The 16,243-nt window shown below is 50.5% G+C and carries 19 protein-coding genes and 1 pseudogene; 8 read left to right on the top strand and 12 right to left on the bottom strand.

Going from position 1 to position 16,243, the window contains the following annotated elements; genetic code table 11:
• Positions 1–9 precede the first annotated feature (9 nt).
• Genes hybE through OCU43_RS13155 form a run of 5 tightly spaced genes read left to right on the top strand, consistent with a single transcriptional unit; the run spans position 10 to position 4,616 of the window.
• Positions 10–660: a [NiFe]-hydrogenase assembly chaperone HybE gene (hybE, locus tag OCU43_RS13175; RefSeq protein ID WP_091355950.1), complete on the top strand. Its 651-nt coding sequence runs from the start codon at positions 10–12 to the stop codon at positions 658–660.
• On the top strand, positions 653–1,855 hold the full coding sequence (locus tag OCU43_RS13170; protein ID WP_091355947.1) for a nickel-dependent hydrogenase large subunit: 1,203 nt from the start codon (positions 653–655) through the stop codon (positions 1,853–1,855). The genes hybE and OCU43_RS13170 overlap by 8 nt, the downstream gene beginning before the upstream one ends.
• Entirely contained in the window at positions 1,856–2,197 is a 342-nt protein-coding gene (hypA, locus tag OCU43_RS13165; protein WP_175483463.1) for a hydrogenase maturation nickel metallochaperone HypA, read from the top strand. It begins immediately after the preceding gene.
• A 2-nt stretch (positions 2,198–2,199) separates the two neighbouring features.
• Positions 2,200–3,135: a hydrogenase nickel incorporation protein HypB gene (gene hypB, locus OCU43_RS13160; protein ID WP_091355946.1), complete on the top strand. Its 936-nt coding sequence runs from the start codon at positions 2,200–2,202 to the stop codon at positions 3,133–3,135.
• A gap of 2 nt (positions 3,136–3,137) precedes the next feature.
• Positions 3,138–4,616 carry a sigma-54-dependent transcriptional regulator gene (locus OCU43_RS13155; protein WP_091355944.1) on the top strand — a complete coding sequence of 493 codons (1,479 nt, stop codon included), beginning with the start codon at positions 3,138–3,140 and terminating at the stop codon, positions 4,614–4,616.
• 93 nt (positions 4,617–4,709) lie between these two features.
• On the opposite strand, the gene rimK is transcribed toward OCU43_RS13155, so the two are convergent.
• The 6 genes and pseudogenes from rimK to OCU43_RS13125 form a co-directional block, all read right to left on the bottom strand.
• Positions 4,710–5,615 carry a 30S ribosomal protein S6--L-glutamate ligase gene (gene rimK / locus OCU43_RS13150; RefSeq protein ID WP_217647406.1) on the bottom strand — a complete coding sequence of 302 codons (906 nt, stop codon included), beginning with the start codon at positions 5,613–5,615 and terminating at the stop codon, positions 4,710–4,712.
• A 75-nt stretch (positions 5,616–5,690) separates the two neighbouring features.
• Positions 5,691–6,086: pseudogene (locus OCU43_RS13145) on the bottom strand (ATP-dependent zinc protease family protein); the annotation flags it as partial.
• Positions 6,087–6,255: 169 nt separating this feature from the next.
• Positions 6,256–6,561 (bottom strand): hypothetical protein, encoded by a 306-nt coding sequence (locus tag OCU43_RS13140; protein ID WP_091355940.1) that lies wholly within the window; start codon positions 6,559–6,561, stop codon positions 6,256–6,258.
• Between the two features lie 182 nt (positions 6,562–6,743).
• The gene (locus OCU43_RS13135) at positions 6,744–7,052 is read right to left on the bottom strand and encodes a hypothetical protein (RefSeq protein ID WP_091355938.1); all 309 of its coding nucleotides are present in this window, start codon (positions 7,050–7,052) and stop codon (positions 6,744–6,746) included.
• Positions 7,053–7,294: 242 nt separating this feature from the next.
• Positions 7,295–8,362: a nucleoid-associated protein gene (locus tag OCU43_RS13130; RefSeq protein ID WP_091355935.1), complete on the bottom strand. Its 1,068-nt coding sequence runs from the start codon at positions 8,360–8,362 to the stop codon at positions 7,295–7,297.
• A 97-nt stretch (positions 8,363–8,459) separates the two neighbouring features.
• Positions 8,460–8,720 carry a YkgJ family cysteine cluster protein gene (locus OCU43_RS13125; protein ID WP_091355932.1) on the bottom strand — a complete coding sequence of 87 codons (261 nt, stop codon included), beginning with the start codon at positions 8,718–8,720 and terminating at the stop codon, positions 8,460–8,462.
• A 79-nt stretch (positions 8,721–8,799) separates the two neighbouring features.
• On the opposite strand from OCU43_RS13125, the gene OCU43_RS13120 reads away from it, so the two are divergent.
• Positions 8,800–9,333: a YaeQ family protein gene (locus OCU43_RS13120; RefSeq protein WP_091355929.1), complete on the top strand. Its 534-nt coding sequence runs from the start codon at positions 8,800–8,802 to the stop codon at positions 9,331–9,333.
• 294 nt (positions 9,334–9,627) lie between these two features.
• Here the strand turns inward: OCU43_RS13120 and OCU43_RS13115 are convergent, their stop codons facing one another.
• Positions 9,628–10,434, bottom strand: a complete 807-nt coding sequence (locus OCU43_RS13115; RefSeq protein ID WP_091355927.1) for a ferritin-like domain-containing protein — start codon at positions 10,432–10,434, stop codon at positions 9,628–9,630.
• Positions 10,435–10,823: 389 nt separating this feature from the next.
• On the opposite strand from OCU43_RS13115, the gene OCU43_RS13110 reads away from it, so the two are divergent.
• Entirely contained in the window at positions 10,824–10,994 is a 171-nt protein-coding gene (locus OCU43_RS13110) for a hypothetical protein (protein WP_175483462.1), read from the top strand.
• Positions 10,995–11,239: 245 nt separating this feature from the next.
• Here the strand turns inward: OCU43_RS13110 and OCU43_RS13105 are convergent, their stop codons facing one another.
• The 3 genes from OCU43_RS13105 to OCU43_RS13095 form a co-directional block, all read right to left on the bottom strand.
• Entirely contained in the window at positions 11,240–12,211 is a 972-nt protein-coding gene (locus OCU43_RS13105) for a hypothetical protein (RefSeq protein ID WP_091355921.1), read from the bottom strand.
• A gap of 89 nt (positions 12,212–12,300) precedes the next feature.
• Positions 12,301–12,789 carry a thioesterase family protein gene (locus OCU43_RS13100; protein ID WP_091355918.1) on the bottom strand — a complete coding sequence of 163 codons (489 nt, stop codon included), beginning with the start codon at positions 12,787–12,789 and terminating at the stop codon, positions 12,301–12,303.
• Positions 12,790–12,806: 17 nt separating this feature from the next.
• Positions 12,807–13,010: an oxidoreductase-like domain-containing protein gene (locus OCU43_RS13095; RefSeq protein WP_091355916.1), complete on the bottom strand. Its 204-nt coding sequence runs from the start codon at positions 13,008–13,010 to the stop codon at positions 12,807–12,809.
• A gap of 179 nt (positions 13,011–13,189) precedes the next feature.
• Between OCU43_RS13095 and OCU43_RS13090 the strand changes: the two genes are divergently transcribed.
• Complete coding sequence (locus tag OCU43_RS13090; RefSeq protein ID WP_091355913.1) at positions 13,190–15,445, top strand: YgiQ family radical SAM protein; 2,256 nt, start codon at positions 13,190–13,192, stop codon at positions 15,443–15,445.
• Between the two features lie 29 nt (positions 15,446–15,474).
• Here the strand turns inward: OCU43_RS13090 and OCU43_RS13085 are convergent, their stop codons facing one another.
• Together OCU43_RS13085 and OCU43_RS13080 are read right to left on the bottom strand one after the other, a co-directional pair.
• A complete protein-coding gene (locus OCU43_RS13085) occupies positions 15,475–15,669 on the bottom strand; it encodes a PA3496 family putative envelope integrity protein (RefSeq protein WP_091355911.1) in 195 nt (64 codons plus the stop codon).
• Between the two features lie 198 nt (positions 15,670–15,867).
• Entirely contained in the window at positions 15,868–16,053 is a 186-nt protein-coding gene (locus OCU43_RS13080) for a PA3496 family putative envelope integrity protein (protein ID WP_091355909.1), read from the bottom strand.
• Between the last annotated feature and the right edge of the window lie 190 nt (positions 16,054–16,243).

Here is a 16,243-nt window from a genome sequence, read left to right as displayed (position 1 = left end):
GTTAAACAGATGGTGGATATCGGTTTAATTGAGTCCCGCTATGTCGAAATTCTTCACACCCGTATGGAAGGGGTGGCCGTGGTTAACCAGAAACTCCAGGTAAAGGCTCTGGGGTTTCAGTCGCTGGGAAATGAGCAACTGGGTGTTTTAATCACTCCCTGGTTTATGAACCTGATGCTGCTGCCTGAAACTGTGTTGCCAGAGACAATGCTGTTGGAAACCGAACTGTCGGAAACTGAACTGTTGGAAACCGAACTGCCGGAATCAGAGCCGCAATGGACTGAGCAGCAGGTGGGCAGCAGATGTATTCGTCATCTTCCTTCCGGGCCCTATGAGTTTATTCTGGGCTGGGATGAGATTTTAGGAGGCTATGGCATGTGTGCACTGTTCTCTCCCATGTTTGAGTTTAACGATCAGGCTGCTGCTGTTGCCACCGCAGAGGAGGTGATAAAGGCGCTGTTTGAGTCTGATAACTTCGCTCCCACCGACCGACAGCGGCAATTAAGCCGTTCTGATTCGTTGCTGGAAGCCACTGAAAGCAAAGCTGAGCCAGATACTTCAACGGTAACTTCAGACGAAGGGGAAGCCGTAAAGCTGAGTCGCCGTCAGTTCCTGACCGGAGGGGGGAAACCAACCGCCCGGTGTTCTGGTCATGGCTGATGTGGCGGGACAAATTACTGCCTTACTGGACTGGCGTGAGGGCAGAATCGCAGCACTACAGCTGACCTCAAGTCGCCCGGCACAGATGGGACGGTTATTTGAGGGACGAACGGTCATCGAGGTTTCGCGGATGATCCCGCTGCTGTTTACGGCCTGCAGTGTGGCCCAGCGGCTGGCCTTTTTACAGGCAGTGGAACAGAGTCGTGGCGCTGTCGTTGCCAGAGAGATCAGCAGGGGGCGTCAGCTTTTGCTGCAGGTAGAAAACTGCCGGGAGCTGTTGTTCCGCTTGCTGAAGGACTGGATAACGACTGATTCCACTAAGATGGCGATATTGCAGCAGATTCAGGGATTGCTAACCAGGCTGTTACGCCGCTGGAATTACCTGTTGCAGCCTCAGCGGAATAAAGACCGCTTGAATAGCGATCAGAATCGGGAGCTGACAGCGCTGTTGGGCCCGGAGCGACAACAGATTGCCGGGCAGTTAAATGAGATGCTCACACCGTTGCTGGGGATTCCTGCAGAGCGTGTTCATGGCTGGCTGGATAAGATATCACCTGAGCATCAGTTCAGCGCTCCGTTGCTAGATCCGGTCATGCAGCTTCACCGTGATTTTTCTGGTGTGACGCTGGGAGCGGATCTGCAACCACTGCCTGACTTGCAACAGAGGCAACAGCAGCAGATACTTAAAACGGCGTCTTCGGAAGTGCAGCAAAGATTGTTTTGCGCGACACCACGCTGGCAGGGCGAGTGTTGTGAAACCGGTAGTTACAGCACTTACCGAGGTGAGTTACAGCACTTTAAACAGCGGGGCTGGCATGAACTGAGTTGTCGTTATGCTGCTATGTTGTTACAGCTGAGTCAGATCCCCGGGGCGATCAGTGCTGATTGTAGCGCTGGCGTCACAGAGTCTGCTGAGAGAACCGCTGAGGATATTGGCGTTGGTCTGGGAATAGTAGCAACATCCCGCGGACAGCTGTTACACCGGGTAGAGATGATGGGGGAAAGGGTTTTGAGTTATCACATTCTCGCACCGACCGAGTGGAATCTTCATCCCCGGGGGCTGGTCGCGACAAAGTTGCAGGGCGTCAGAACGGAAACCGATTCGCAGGCGCTGTCATTGGGTCGAACAATGCTATTGCTGGCGGACCCCTGTGTTGCTTTTGATATCACACTGAATCAATGGGAATCTGTCTGAATGCATGAGATGTCGATCTGCGAAGGGATCATTCAGGTATTGGAAGAGCAAGCGGCCAGTCAACACTATCAGCGTGTGAAAACGGTCTGGCTTGAGATCGGCCCACTGGCAATGGTTGAGAACGATGCCTTACGGTTTTGCTTTGATGCCGTCACCCGTAACAGTCTTGCTGAGGGTGCGCGGTTAGAAATAATCGAGTTACCCGGGCTGGCATGGTGTCTGGAGTGTGCCAGGTCCGTGACGATAACAAAGCGCTATGATGCCTGTAGTGAGTGTGGCAGTTACCAGCTGCAGGTCACTCAGGGTGAAGAGCTAAGAATAAAAGAGTTAGAGGTGGAATAACCATGTGTACAGTTTGCGGCTGCAGTGAAGGCGAGGTTTCAATCGAGGGACACCAGCATCATCATGGGCATTCTCATTCACACAACCATCAGGAAGGGCATCATCAACATAGCCATGCTGAGGAGGGCCATCATCACAGCCATGCTGAAACAGAGGTTGTAGCTGAGGGTAATAACCTGCATTTCGGTCAGGGCGCTGCCCATGCCCACGCGCCAGGCATGAGCCAGAGCCGTATGGTGCAGATCGAGCAGGATATTCTTGGTAAAAATGATCGCTATGCCGGACAAAACCGGCAGCGTTTTGAAGCGCTGAATCTGTTTGCGCTGAATCTGGTTTCCAGCCCCGGATCAGGAAAAACATCGCTGTTGACCGCGAGTATCGAGAAAATAAAAGGTCGCTGCCCGGTGGCGGTGATTGAGGGGGATCAGCAAACCGCTAACGACGCTGACCGGATACGCGAAACCGGTGTTGCAGCGGTACAGGTGAACACTGGTAAAGGCTGCCATCTGGATGCGCATATGGTGGGTCATGCGCTGGAACGTTTCGATGATCTGGCCGGGGGCATACTGTTTATTGAGAATGTCGGTAATCTTGTCTGTCCCGCTGCATTCGATCTGGGTGAGGCGCATAAAGTGGCGATTCTGTCAGTCACCGAAGGCGAGGATAAACCCCTTAAATACCCTGATATGTTTTATGCAGCCGATCTGATGTTGTTGAATAAAACCGATCTGCTGCCCTATCTGGATTTCGATGTCGGGCAGTGCATTGCAGCGGCAAAGCAGGTGAACCCTGATATCGAAGTTATTCAGATATCTGCCCGCTCCGGCGAGGGGATGGACGACTGGCTAAACTGGATCGAGCAACACCGGGTTGCCCGAATCCAAAAGCGAATTGAGCAACTGAACAACCAGATCTCGCTGCTGCAGGAGATGGTGTAACGATGCAGACTCAAAAACGGCCGACAGTACTCTGTGTTGATGATGAGATCCGCTCGCTGGAAACCCTTGAGCGGACGCTGGATGAGGAGTTTGATGTTCTGACGGCCAGCAGCGCAGAGGATGCACTGAAAATCCTGGAGGATAGTCGTGTTGAAGCGATTCTCTGCGATCAGCGTATGCCTGGTGTTACGGGCGTTGAGTTTCTGACCGAGGTGCGGCGGCGCTGGCCGGAACCGGCGCGCTTGATTCTCTCTGGTTATACCGATTCGGAAGATATTATCCGCGGTCTGAACGACGCGGGGATCTATCAGTACATTACCAAGCCCTGGCACCCGGATAATCTGCTGATGGTGGTGCGCAACGCCTGCAAACTGTGTCAGTTACAGAATGAAAACGAGCTGCTGACCATGGAGATGCGTCTGACGTCAGAGCAGGTGGAACGCAATATCAACCATAAGAAAGCGCTGCTTAAATCCGGTTTTAAGATGGACGAGATCCGGCGTAGTGAGAACAGTCCGCTGAATAAGCTATGTGAGCAGGCTGCCCGTTTTTCTCCCTTTGATGTTTCCGTGCTGATCACCGGTCCCTCCGGTACCGGTAAAGAGTTATTTGCCAGGGCGTTGCATTACAACAGCCTGAGAGCCGATAAACCCTTTGTGGTTGAGAACTGTGGCGCGATGCCGGATGAGCTGCTGGCTTCTGAGTTGTTTGGTCATAAGAAGGGCTCTTTCACCGGGGCGATCTCAGATCATATGGGAATGTTTGAACAGGCGGATGGTGGCACTATTTTTCTCGATGAGATCGGCGAGATCACTCCGGCTTTTCAGGTAAAACTATTGCGGGTGCTGCAGGAGCGTGAGGTCCGGCCACTGGGTGATTTTCAGCGCCGCAAGGTCGATGTCAGGGTGATCGCCTCTACCAACCGGGATCTGGAAGAGGAGGTGCGTGCCGGACGCTTTCGTCAGGATCTCTATTTCCGGCTCGCCGAGGTCACCCTGACGCTGCCAGAGTTAGCGCAACGAAAAGTGGATATTCCAATGCTGGCGCAGGGGTTTCTGGATAAAGCGATGGCAGAGTTCGATAAGCCGGTAAAAGGGTTTACCGGTGAAGCACTGGCCTGCATGCAATCGTACTGCTGGCCGGGTAATGTCCGGGAATTACAGAATGAAGTTCGGCGCATGCTGGTACTGTCCGATGGCGACTATCTTGGTGCCGATCTGCTGTCCCCCCGGGTGTTGAGGGCTGCACCGCAGGAGGAGGGGGGCGAACTGGAACTGCTGGCGGGGTTGGATGGCAGCCTGAAGGATCGTATCGAAACGCTGGAAAAACGTATTCTCAGAGAAACCCTGATCCGTAACCGCTGGAATAAAAGCCAGGCGTCCAGAGAGTTGGGGCTTTCCCGGGTGGGCTTAAGAGCCAAGCTTGAGCGTTATCAACTGGAGCGCACAACGGTAGCTCAAAGCCCGGACAAACATCAATAGCAAAACCCTCTATCGAGGGTTTTGCTATCAGTCGTAACCGCTTCGTTTCAGCGTTTTTTAGCCCAATTCAGCAGCAACGGGTCAGGCGAGTGGTTATAAATCCACCCCTTTTGGCTTTTTCCAGTGAAGCTTCTTCTCTATAGCATCTATCATTGCACCAGCGACATCAATATTGGTGGCGCTCTCTATCCCCTCAAGTCCGGGTGAGGAGTTCACCTCCAGCAGCAGAGGCCCTTTTCTGGAGCGGATGATATCGACTCCCGCCACTCTCAGCCCCAGCGTTTTAGCCGCCAGGAGCGCCAGTTTCTTCTCCTCGGGGGTTATCTTAACCAGGCGGGCGCTGCCGCCCTGATGGATATTGGCGCGAAACTCTCCCGGCGCTGCCACCCGTTCGATGGACGCTACAATCTTTCCGTCGATAACAAAACAACGCAGATCCTTACCATCGGCTTCCTTTATAAACTCCTGAACCAGCAAGTTAGCCCGCAGGGATTTTATCGCATTGATTACTGATTCAGCCGCTTTACGGGTTTCTGCCAGCACCACGCCACGCCCCTGAGTCCCTTCTAATAGCTTCACGATCAGCGGCGCACCACCCACCATCTCTATAAGGTCCGTAGTATCGATTGGCGAGTTAGCAAAGCCGGTAGTGGGGATATCAAGTCCATTTTTTTGCAATAACTGCAGTGAGAACAGTTTATCGCGAGACTGAGTAATGGCGATTGAGCCGTTGAGAGTTGCCACCCCAAGGCTTTCAAAGTGGCGTGTCAGGGCGCAGCCATAAAATGTCATGCTCGGGCGTATGCGGGGGATGATTGCATCCAGATCATTTAATACCGTGCCACCCCGATAGTGAACCTCCGGTTGCTCCCTGTCCATTTTCATATAGCACTGCTTGATGTTAAGAAACATCATCTCATGGCCACGGGCTTCGCCAGCCTCAATAATCCGCTGGTTACTATACAGATCAGGATTACTGGCCAGCAGACCGATCTTCAGGCCGCTGGATTTGGTTTCTGTGACATCGTAGATTCTTTTCGCTTCTTCAATGGTCAGATTACCCTGACAGAAACTGGAAGAGGGGTTAACGAGAATACCCTCCATTGCCTCCCTGCCAAGCAACATCCGGTAACCCATACTGTCCCGGTTGGTCAGTGTCAGCTCAATTTCCCAGATATCGCCACCGAGTTTCAGAGGAACGCGAATGACATAACGCTTCTCCGCATCTCCGCTTGAGCTTTTCACTGTTCGACGGTCAATCACCTTCGCTTCACATCTGACAGTGACCTTCAGATTTTTTTGCAAAGGGTGCATATCAAAGGAAACCCAGGGATTGCCGTCCCGTTTAAATGGCTGGATGTTGACCGCATGTACCGAAGAGGTTTTAGCACCTGAGTCAACACGGGCTTTAATTGCCGGGATGCTAAGGCTGGGGAACGCACACCACTCTTCACTGCCGACAACAATCATTTCGTTAAGGTTCATCTGCAAAGCCTGATAGGGGAAGGGGTCACCTTCCATTACTGAATTGGCCCGCAAATGTACTACTTTTATATGACTGGGTGAAGTCAGAAATAGGAATTTCAGAAGCAAAAAAAAGCCCTGCATCAGCAGGGCTTTAAAGGGAACTAAGTGAAATTTACTTAGCTAATTTAGATACTTCAGCCATCGCTTCTTCACTTGCTGATTTAGCCAGCTCAGTGAATGCTTCGCCTTGTGCTTTCAGCAGTTCGAACAGAGTAGTGTTAGCTTCAACGTTGAACTTAACAACGTCTTCAGGTGTTTTCAGTTCTTTAGCTTTTTCAGCTTCAGTCTTGAAGAAAGCAGCCAGGTCTTCGCCAGCTTTTTTCTGCAGCTCAACAGACTTAGTGATAGTTGCAGCCTGCATCTCCATCAGAGATTTTACAGATTCGAATGATTTGGTGAAGTCGATTGTGTTAGTCATGGTAGTTCTCCAGTAAATTTATGTTGCGGTGCACAATGAAGTCTATTGTAGGGATCTCAACAGGGAAGTCAAATCTTTTTTTGTGCAGTGCACAAAAGTGTGAGATGGCAGGTCTCTGTCTTGCCCGGATATAAAAAAACCCGGTAGTTTTCACTACCGGGTTTCTCAGAAGCGGTTCGCTATTAGCTAGCCAGTTTCTTGATTTCAGCCATTGTCTCTTCGCCAGACTCTTTAGCCAGAGCGCTGAATGCTTCGCCCTGAGTCTTCAGCAGCTCGTACAGAGCTTTGTTAGATTCAACGTTGAACTTCAAGAACTCTTCTGGAGTCTTGAGTTCTTTAGCTTTGTCAGCTTCACCTTTGAAGAAAGCAGCCAGCTCTTCAGCGGACTTCTTCTGCAGTTCAACGGTTTTAGTCAGTGTAGAGGTTTGCAGACCCATCAGAGTCTGAGCAGATTCTAAAGGCTTTTTGAAATCAAAAGTTGTGTTAATCATCGTAGTCTCCGTTAGGTTATGATGCGGTGCACAATGAAAACTATTTTAGTTGAAAAAGTAACACCGTCAAGTATTTTGTGCGGCGCACAAAAAAATATTTATCGGGTGCAGATTAGCAGCCTGAGATGACTATTTGGTGACAGGGAGAATAAAGCGGCGTGACCGTTTCAGGGACTGCCGCTTTTATTGATGGGGAGAATAACGGCAGAGAGAATGATTTGCTTACAGAGCAGTGCCCAGGGCTAGTCATCCAGATCGAGGGCCTGTTTCAGTTGCTCTATCACCTTGGTTGACAGCCGGTTGATTCGTATCGAGTTGCTGTTTGGGTCAAACTCAATTTCACTGTTACTGTTCAGCGTACCAAGAGAGCGTCGGGAGAAATCCAGTTGCCAGTTGTCCATCTTTGCTTTTACCTGAGTATAGGCATTGATGGTGCTGGTATGGGGCTGAAACTCCTGACTGACCTGATAGTTTTCGGAGTTAGCGAATTTGCTGAAACTACCGCTGGCCTGTTGTGCCTGTTCAGGTGGCATGTGGCTGTCAAAGATTTTTTCAACATCAGGCAGGTAGGCGGACTGTTTATCATCGCGTTGACGGGAAAGGTAGCTGACGACGTCCTCAACAATCTCTTCCTGTTTTTCCTGCAGTTGATAATGGCGGCAGAAATCTTCGCTTGCCTTGATCAGGTCAGAAGTGGACTTCTTAGAGGGCACGACATCGGTGCACCCCAGGGCGTTGGAAAAATAGTGAGTAATATCGCCTTTTCGCCGCGTGCCAATAAAACTCAGATAGCTGTCGCTGCCCTCCTTATAGGTAGTGATGTTGATCTTGGCGGCCTGATGCAATTTTTCCAGATCAACTTCGATTACCTTGGTTGGGTTAAGCTCCTGATCAAAGGCAACGCCGGTTTTATCGCCAACCAAACCGATCAGCAGATAATCAAATACATCCGATGAATAGTAGATGAAGATCACATAGCCACCTGTCGCCGCACGGGCGGAGGGCTGCTGCAGTGACGCTGCCAACTGGGCCAGGGCCTGATCGCAGAGGTTCAGAAAACTGGTTTCATCCGGAGTACTGTCGATAAATTTTTTGAATCCTGAGATAAAGGGGTAACCCTCACTGTTCTCATCATTAAAGGAACCATGGGTCAGTGCTGCACGACGTCCATAGGCTGATACCAGCGCATTAAACAGCTGCTGTGCCATCGGATCATTAACGTTTATAGCACCACCCTTGTCACTGATGGTCGCAACGCTGTCGTCGACTTCTTTTATCAGTTCACGGATAGCGAGAAATTTAAGATCCATTGCGGCAGTTTCCGATGATATTAATGTAACAGTAAACTCAGGAGTCAATCCGGGCTTATCCCAGAGGTGGGCTAGTGTAGCGTATTGGCCGTTGTGGTCAAATATCCGGTGCGGTTTCCCTCTCCATTTGGATGAGCGTGATCAGCGCCTCCTGTCTGTTGTCACCGCAGTGCTCTTCAGCCGCCTGAAATGCCCGGCACAGCGATGGGTAGTCAGTGCTGTTCCAGATAGTGCAGTTAAAAGATTTATCCAGATTGACGCAGGGAACTCCCGCTGGTTTGCCATTGGGCATATTCGGAATCGGAGTGCTGATCTGGGGGGCGATACAGCAGGCGCCACAGCCTGAACGACATTTCATATAGCGATATTATCCTGAGAGTAAACCGCTATAATAGCGCATCAGAGCCAATAAATGCCCCACGAAAAGGTTAAATCCTATGGCGCTTAAGCCAACCATCTATAAAGTTGAACTCCAGTTAAGTGATACGGACCGCCACTGCTATGAAACCTGCCATCTGACCCTGGCGCAGCATCCCTCCGAAACATTACAACGGATGATGGTGCGCCTGCTGGTCTATGGCATTAATTATCACCCGGACCTGAGTTTTACCCGGGGGTTGTCCAGCACTGATGAGCCGGAACTCTGGCAGGTGGGTCCTGACGGAATGGTTGAGCACTGGATAGAGTTGGGGCAGGCGTCACCCGAACGGTTACGCAAGGCGGTAAGCCGTGCACCTAAAATCTCGCTGTATGCCTACGGCAGGGAGGTGGATATCTGGTGGGACAAACAGGGGCGGCAGATTAATGAGTTGCCCAAGGTTCAGGCCTGGCGTTTTCATGATAGTGACGTTACCCGGCTTGATGATTTTGTTAGCCGGAGTATGCAGCTTTCGCTGACCATCAGCGATGGGGAGTTGTTTCTCAGTGATAATATCAATCACCTGAGTCTGAGGGTCAGTTCTTTAAGCTAACGGTTTGAATTTAAATATGTTTTCGGTGACAGTTTTGATCTGAAAGAGGGGAGGATCCGGGCCCACCTGCAAGGGTCAGGCTCTGCTGGAAAGAACCTAGCGTCGGTATATAGAGGGGCCCGGATATAATTCAGTGTATACTGTTTTAGTCGTGGTGCAATTTATCCAGATCAAAGGAGTTTGAGAAAATACTCAAATTGGGTAATGGTTGAAGGGTTAAATAATCACTAAATTGATTGTGATTTTTAGGGTGTTTTACCATGATTAAATTGAAATCAGGCAAACCGATCTGTTTTAGTCGGTTTTGCCCATGCTTTCAATCATCTTCATCTCCTGCGCTGAGAAGCCTGCTTTTATTCTTACTTCGTGATTGAAAGGACCTTTTAACGGGCCTTTCATATATTTCCACAGCAGATCGATAAAGGTTTTATCCGGATCCAACTGGCGTTGTTGGCACTGGTGGTGATACCAGCGGGTGCCGGAACTCACATGGCCGACCTCTTCGTTGGCAATCATGGTGAGGATATCAACCATTTTTTTATCGCCTAGCTGGTCAAACTTCTGAATGGTTTTTGGCACTACATCCAGAGCGCGGGCTTCAAATACCCGGTGAACGATCCCCATCCTTTCGAGCATATCATCGGCGGTGTCGACCGCCATGCTCCAGAGCTCACCATGGGCCTTAAAACTGCCGTAGTCATAACCCATCTCTCTCAGACGCCCGCGCAGTGCGATAAAATGGTTGGCTTCCTCGCCAGCACACTGCATCCAGTCTGCGTAAAACGCTTCGGGCATTCCCCGGTAACGGTAGACCGAATCCAGCGCCAGATTAACCGCAGTCAGCTCAATGTGGGCGAGGGCATGGATCAGCGCTGCGCGCCCCTCCTCTTTACCAAACTTACGCTTGTTGACTTCAGAAGGAGCGACTATCTCCGGTTTTTCTGGCTGACCGGGCTGATTCAGTTGTTCTGGTTCTTCGCCGTCGCGCCACTCCAGTTTACCGGCATTCCAGCGGCTGACGGTTTGTCGCGTCAGTTCGATCTTCAGATCAGGATCTGCTGTGAGGAAGGCTTGTTTTGTGTGGCTGTATAGGTTTTGCACTTAAGTTACCGCCGGGCTGATGAAAAACGGCAGTCATTGTACCTTTTGCAGGCCCGGCAGTGGAGGGCAAAGCGTTTTTTTATGATCTGTATCCTGAACGGAACCGGTTGCCCGGGTTTACAAACTGAGTTGCGATAGCTGAGTTGTCCTGTTTACCAGCCTCCATATGATCGTCGATGGTGAAATCTGCGGTTGTCATGATGACGGTAGATTTTTCTGTGCTGGTGTGAACGTCTGTCTGAATGATATCTGTGACTGGGTTCAACAACATAAGAGTGAGGGTAGCGTCCCGGATACACAATGGTTGAATAAGATCTCAAATGTGATCCTGAACCGAACCGTTCAGATCTGTTATAGCCCGGCCGGTGATAGCCAGACCGGTAATCCGAATGTCTGTGGTGGCGGTCATTATATCGATAATTGCTGAGATGCCGGTCACCGATATAGAGTCGCAGATTGCCGCTGTCGATTGTGATCCCACTATGGATAGTGACCCGGCTATCAGCAGAGCTGCTGAGGGGCAGACCAATGAGGGCCAGAAAGAGTATCAATGCGGGTAACGTTTTTAAATTGCTCATAATATCACCTCTTTTACGGTTAGATATTAGTGCAATAAACCCTTACCTAAGCTGAACAGGGAGGTGGTGTCAGTGGATGATTTTTCAGCATAAATGTCAGCCTGATTCAGCTGTGATACATATTGCAGATGTTTAAGGCCCCCGTCATCTGACTACTCAGATACCATCGAAGGTATCTGAGCTAACTATAATGACTGAGCTCAGCTCTCTGTTTCCTGTTTCATATTTCATATTTCGGGTACAAAGCGGGCAGGCCAGCTACCCCGAAGTGGGCCGAATATCAGGCGTCTCAGCTTGTACCAGTAGGTGCCGAACAGGACAATAAACACACCAAAGCCAATAAAGATCACCAGTGGCAGGTTGTTGCTGTCGAGAATATTACTGCTGACAACCTTGAAGATTGCATAGATCGCATAAGAAAGGCTGGAGACAAGCATTGCCCGGCGGTCAACAAACAGGGCGGTCAACAGAAACAGAATGAAAAATAGTAATAGTGCAATTTCGCGGTTGCTGCCTGCATCAAGCACCCCTGCATGGCTGAATAACAGGGTGGTCATCATACCATGGACAATCAGTGGTGAGGCCAGCAGGTGAAGCCAGAATCCACAATCACCGGCGCTCCGTTGTCGTTTGCGATCCTGCGCATCAAAACTCATTGCCACCAGGAAAACGATCAGGCCCATCGCCGTGAAGAGTAACTGGTGTCTGAACATATCGATGCCGACACTGCTGACCGTGGCAGCCACCAGGCCCGCCGCCACAGGTAACAGGCTGAACGGCATACGGTAACGCAGGTAGAATAGCAGCGAGCAAACGCTGAGCGTCAGAAACTGCAGGGTTGCTGTTTCAAACTGGGAGACTCCAAGTGCTTTGCTCAAAAAGTAGAGTGTCGATATGAGAATAGCGATACCTGGCAACGCCAGCCTGCGAACCCGTACCAGCCACTCTGCAGCACCCAGAAACAGCGCTGCGGGAAGCAGCCACTGGAGCTGACTGAGATGCATTGCAGCGATAGAAAAGGCGACAAACAGAACGCCTAAGGTGATGAAAATATCGCCGAAGTTACGGATAAAGCGCAGTTGTTCTTCGCTTGTGGGTTCGTCGTTATCCTGCGCGGTACTGAACGCGATCAGTTCCTGCAGTTGTTTGTGGGAGATAATGCCGCGTTGAGCGGCTCTCTCCAGGGTTTCAATATCCACGCTGCCTCCATTCCAAAATGGCATAGCTTAGCGCTATTTTGTCAGCGGGGTAAGAGGAGGCTGGCCCGGCGGATGGTTGTGACTGGCGGTTAGCGGCGCCGGATTCCAATTTTACGGCCGATATTGGCAGGTTTGGGCAGATCCGCCTGCAGCTGTGCCATTGCATCTATCTGTTCGGTCACCCCCGCAGGAAACTCACAGCTACTACGGCTGTTCAGATCAACACACATGGCCATCTGCTCCAGAGTTGCTGCAAGGTATTCAACTCCCTGATCGGTATGGGCGTACATCTCAAAGTAGAGGTGCAGGCGTTTGCTGTCGTGATCGATCAGTTGGCAGCGGATCTCAACAGGCTGATCCAGTATAACTTCGTTGTTGTAGGTAATGTGGTTTTCCAGCACCATCCAGGATATTCCGGTTTGTTCAGTGACGGCTTCACTTAACCCCAACTGACTTACCAACTCTACGCCCGCCAGATCGAAAATCAGAACGTAATAGGCAACATTCATATGATTGTTGTAATCAAGCCATTCTGGTTTGATCCGGGTGCGGTAGATAATCGGTGCTTTTGGCGTCATCAGTTCAGCTTCCTGTGTTATTGGCTCTGTTCTGTTTCACTGTGTTGTTGGGTCGCCTCTCTGAGAGCTTTCTGTTCGATATTCCAGATATTCAGCTCCTCATAATAAGTATCCCAGACACAGGGGGAGCATCCGCTTTCACAACATTCGAAGTCGGCAGGTGGCGTTGGTTTCTCCCGGGTCATGACGGTAACGGGCTGGGAGGCGTTGTCTCGCTTCATATCGGTCAATGCTTTTCTGATCGCTTTCGTTTATTCCTGACTATTTTACTATGATTATCCCTCTACGCCCATCCGATATGGGTGGGCTTAATAGGGAGAGCACAACTTTTATACTATATGTTAGTGGAGCTTTCTGCGACAATATCTCCCCGATTTTAAGTTGTCTCGCTGATATCTCCATGAAAAAAAACGCGCCTGACCTGTTTTCCTACCCCCGCTACTGGGCTGAATGCTTCGGCGTCGCGCCCTTTTTGCCGACTAGTCGGCAGGAGATGGAGCAACTCGGCTGGGATAGCTGTGACATTATTATCGTCACCGGTGATGCCTATGTTGACCACCCCAGTTTCGGTATGGCGGTTATGGGGCGTCTGCTTGAGGCGCAGGGATTCAGAGTAGGCATTATCGCTCAGCCAGACTGGCGCAGCGCGGATGATTTTATGGCGCTGGGTAAGCCTAATCTCTATTTTGGTGTGACTGCCGGCAATATGGATTCGATGATCAATCGCTACACCGCCGATCTGCGGCTACGCCATGATGACGCGTATACCGCAGGGGGGAAAGGCGGCAGCCGGCCAGATCGGGCGGTTATTGTCTATAGCCAGCGCTGTAAAGAGGCCTGGAGTGATGTGCCGGTGGTGCTGGGCGGGATTGAAGCCAGTTTACGCCGCATTGCACAGTATGATTACTGGAGCAATAAAGTGCGTCGCTCGGTGTTGCTGGATGCGACCGCCGATATTCTGCTCTACGGCAATGCGGAGCGGGCAATTGTTGAACTCAGTCATGGGCTTGCTGCGGGCAAAAGTGTTGATGATCTTTGGGATCTTCGCGGCACAGTACATATCCGCCAGCAGCCACCGGCGGGCTTTGTTGAACTGGATTCAACCCGCATAGACTGGCCCGGAAATATCGACAAACTGCCAAACCCGTACGATTTTGGAAACGATCAGAGTGGCGTCGATAAGTTGCTCGACCCCACGACAAAACGGTGTGGGGCGGACAGTTCTGTAGCTGCTAACAGTGATCAGACGCGTGATGAGGTGACCCCCATTCGCATCATCCCTATGCCCCTTAAACGTAAAGAGAAGCTGACGCCGGAAACAACCTATATCCGTCTGCCATCGTTTGATAAGGTTGCTAAGGACTCTGCATTGTACGCGCATGCATCACGGGTGTTACATCAGGAATCCAATCCGCATAATGCCCGGGCGCTGATTCAGAAGCATGGTAATCGAGAGGTCTGGGTGAATCCTCCACCGATCCCTCTTGAAACACCGGAGATGGATGGGGTATTCGGTTTGCCCTATCAGCGGGTGCCGCATCCGCGCTATGGTAAACAGAAGATCCCTGCCTACGATATGATCCGCTTCTCAATCAATATTATGCGCGGCTGTTTTGGCGGCTGTACCTTCTGTTCGATTACCGAGCATGAAGGGCGGATTATCCAGAGCCGATCCCATGAATCGATTTTGAATGAGATTGCAGAGATACGGGATAAAGTACCAGGCTTTACCGGGTCTATATCCGACCTGGGGGGGCCGACCTCCAATATGTATTTCCTCAACTGCAACGATGATGAAATTCAGTCGAACTGCAGAAAGCTTTCCTGTGTCTATCCGACCATCTGTAAGAACCTGGATACCGACCATAGCCGGACCACCGAGCTGTATCGTAAAGCCCGGAAAATGGAGGGGATCCACAATGTCGCGATCGCTTCCGGTCTGCGCTATGACCTGGCGGTTAAAGACCCGGAATATGTGCGTGAGCTGGTGACCTACCACGTCGGGGGGTATCTGAAAATTGCTCCGGAACACAGTGAGCAAAATACCCTCAGTAAGATGATGAAGCCGGGTATGGATACCTACTACGACTTTAAAAAGATGTTTGACCGCTTCTCTCAGGAAGCGGGCAAGAAGCAATATCTGATCCCCTATTTTATCGCCGCTCACCCGGGCTGTGAGGATGAAGATATGCTCAATCTGTCTCTGTGGCTGAAACAGAATGACGTTAAGGTGGATCAGGTACAGAATTTTTATCCGTCACCTATGTCGCTGGCGACAGCGATGTACCACTCAGAGAAAAACCCTCTGAAACAGGTGACTTATAAAAGCGAACCCCTTTATATCCCCCGGGATAAAGATCAGCGTAAGGCTCATAAAACGCTGTTGCGCTACCATGATCCTGAGAACTGGCCTGCACTGCGGGTTAAACTGAAGGAGATGGGACGGGAGGATCTCATCGGAACCCGGCCTGGACAGCTGGTAGCGCCCGCTGAGGAGCCTAAGCGTCGTGAGAATAGCAGAGGGGCGGTCAAATCTGGTGACCGCCCACGGGCAGCTGTAAGAGCCGCAGTGAAAGGTAAAAAAAGCGCTGCTTCACGTCCGGCTAAAAAACGTAAAGGGGCAGGGCAAAGCAGCGTTAAAAAGCAGCAACACTGATTGTTGCTGCGGGCTGGGTGGAACTTAGTTCAGAACAGTTCGTAAGACTCCGTGATGCGGCGCTTCAGTGAACGTTCCTCCATATAGTCTTCTATCATCTGACGTTTACGGTTTCGACGTCCGCCCTTTTTTTGTCGTTCTGGTTCAGGGCTTTTAAAAAAATCGTTGTCCATCTCATCAAGAGCTTCGGTTGACAGGTCGTCCAGACGGATTTTGCTACTCATCGATAGTTACCCGGGTTGCGTTTTTTATGATGGGTAAATAAAAACCTTTAAGGGTGACGATAGCGTGACGTCCCTATTAAGCTTTGTTAACAGGGATATTACATGCGGAGATGTGTTTGCCGCTGGCGAGTATCGAGGCGATGTGAATGGGGGATGGTGGGGCAACAGAGAAACTGAAAAGGGCAGCGGATGCTGCCCTTAGTCGTCGTAGAATTCACGTAGTTCGCGTTCGAGTCTGCGTTGTTCCATGAGTAGCTCTATACGTCTTCTTTTCTCAGCATCACAGCAATACTTTTTCTCTTTAGCATCGATCTCAATCTCATCATCTTCCCAGTCATCTGCTAGATCGAGAAGTTCTGTGTCTTGTTTTTCTTTCTCTGTCATGGCTCCGCTCTTCACATGCAAGTTGGCTTTAGATAGTGCTTATCAGAATTAGCCAATACTGATTAATTACATGATCAAACCCGCCTGCCCTGCAGGTTCGCGTCTAACCAGATTATGGGACAAGATTCGCAGGCGTAAAATGAATTTTTATATATCAAACGATTGTTTATATGAATATTTTTGAAGAAAG

This window comes from Amphritea atlantica, from assembly GCF_024347255.1.
Classification (GTDB): Bacteria; Pseudomonadota; Gammaproteobacteria; order Pseudomonadales; family Balneatricaceae; genus Amphritea; species Amphritea atlantica.
Note: the sequence above shows the minus strand (reverse complement) of the source record. Positions and strands in the feature narration are given on the sequence as shown.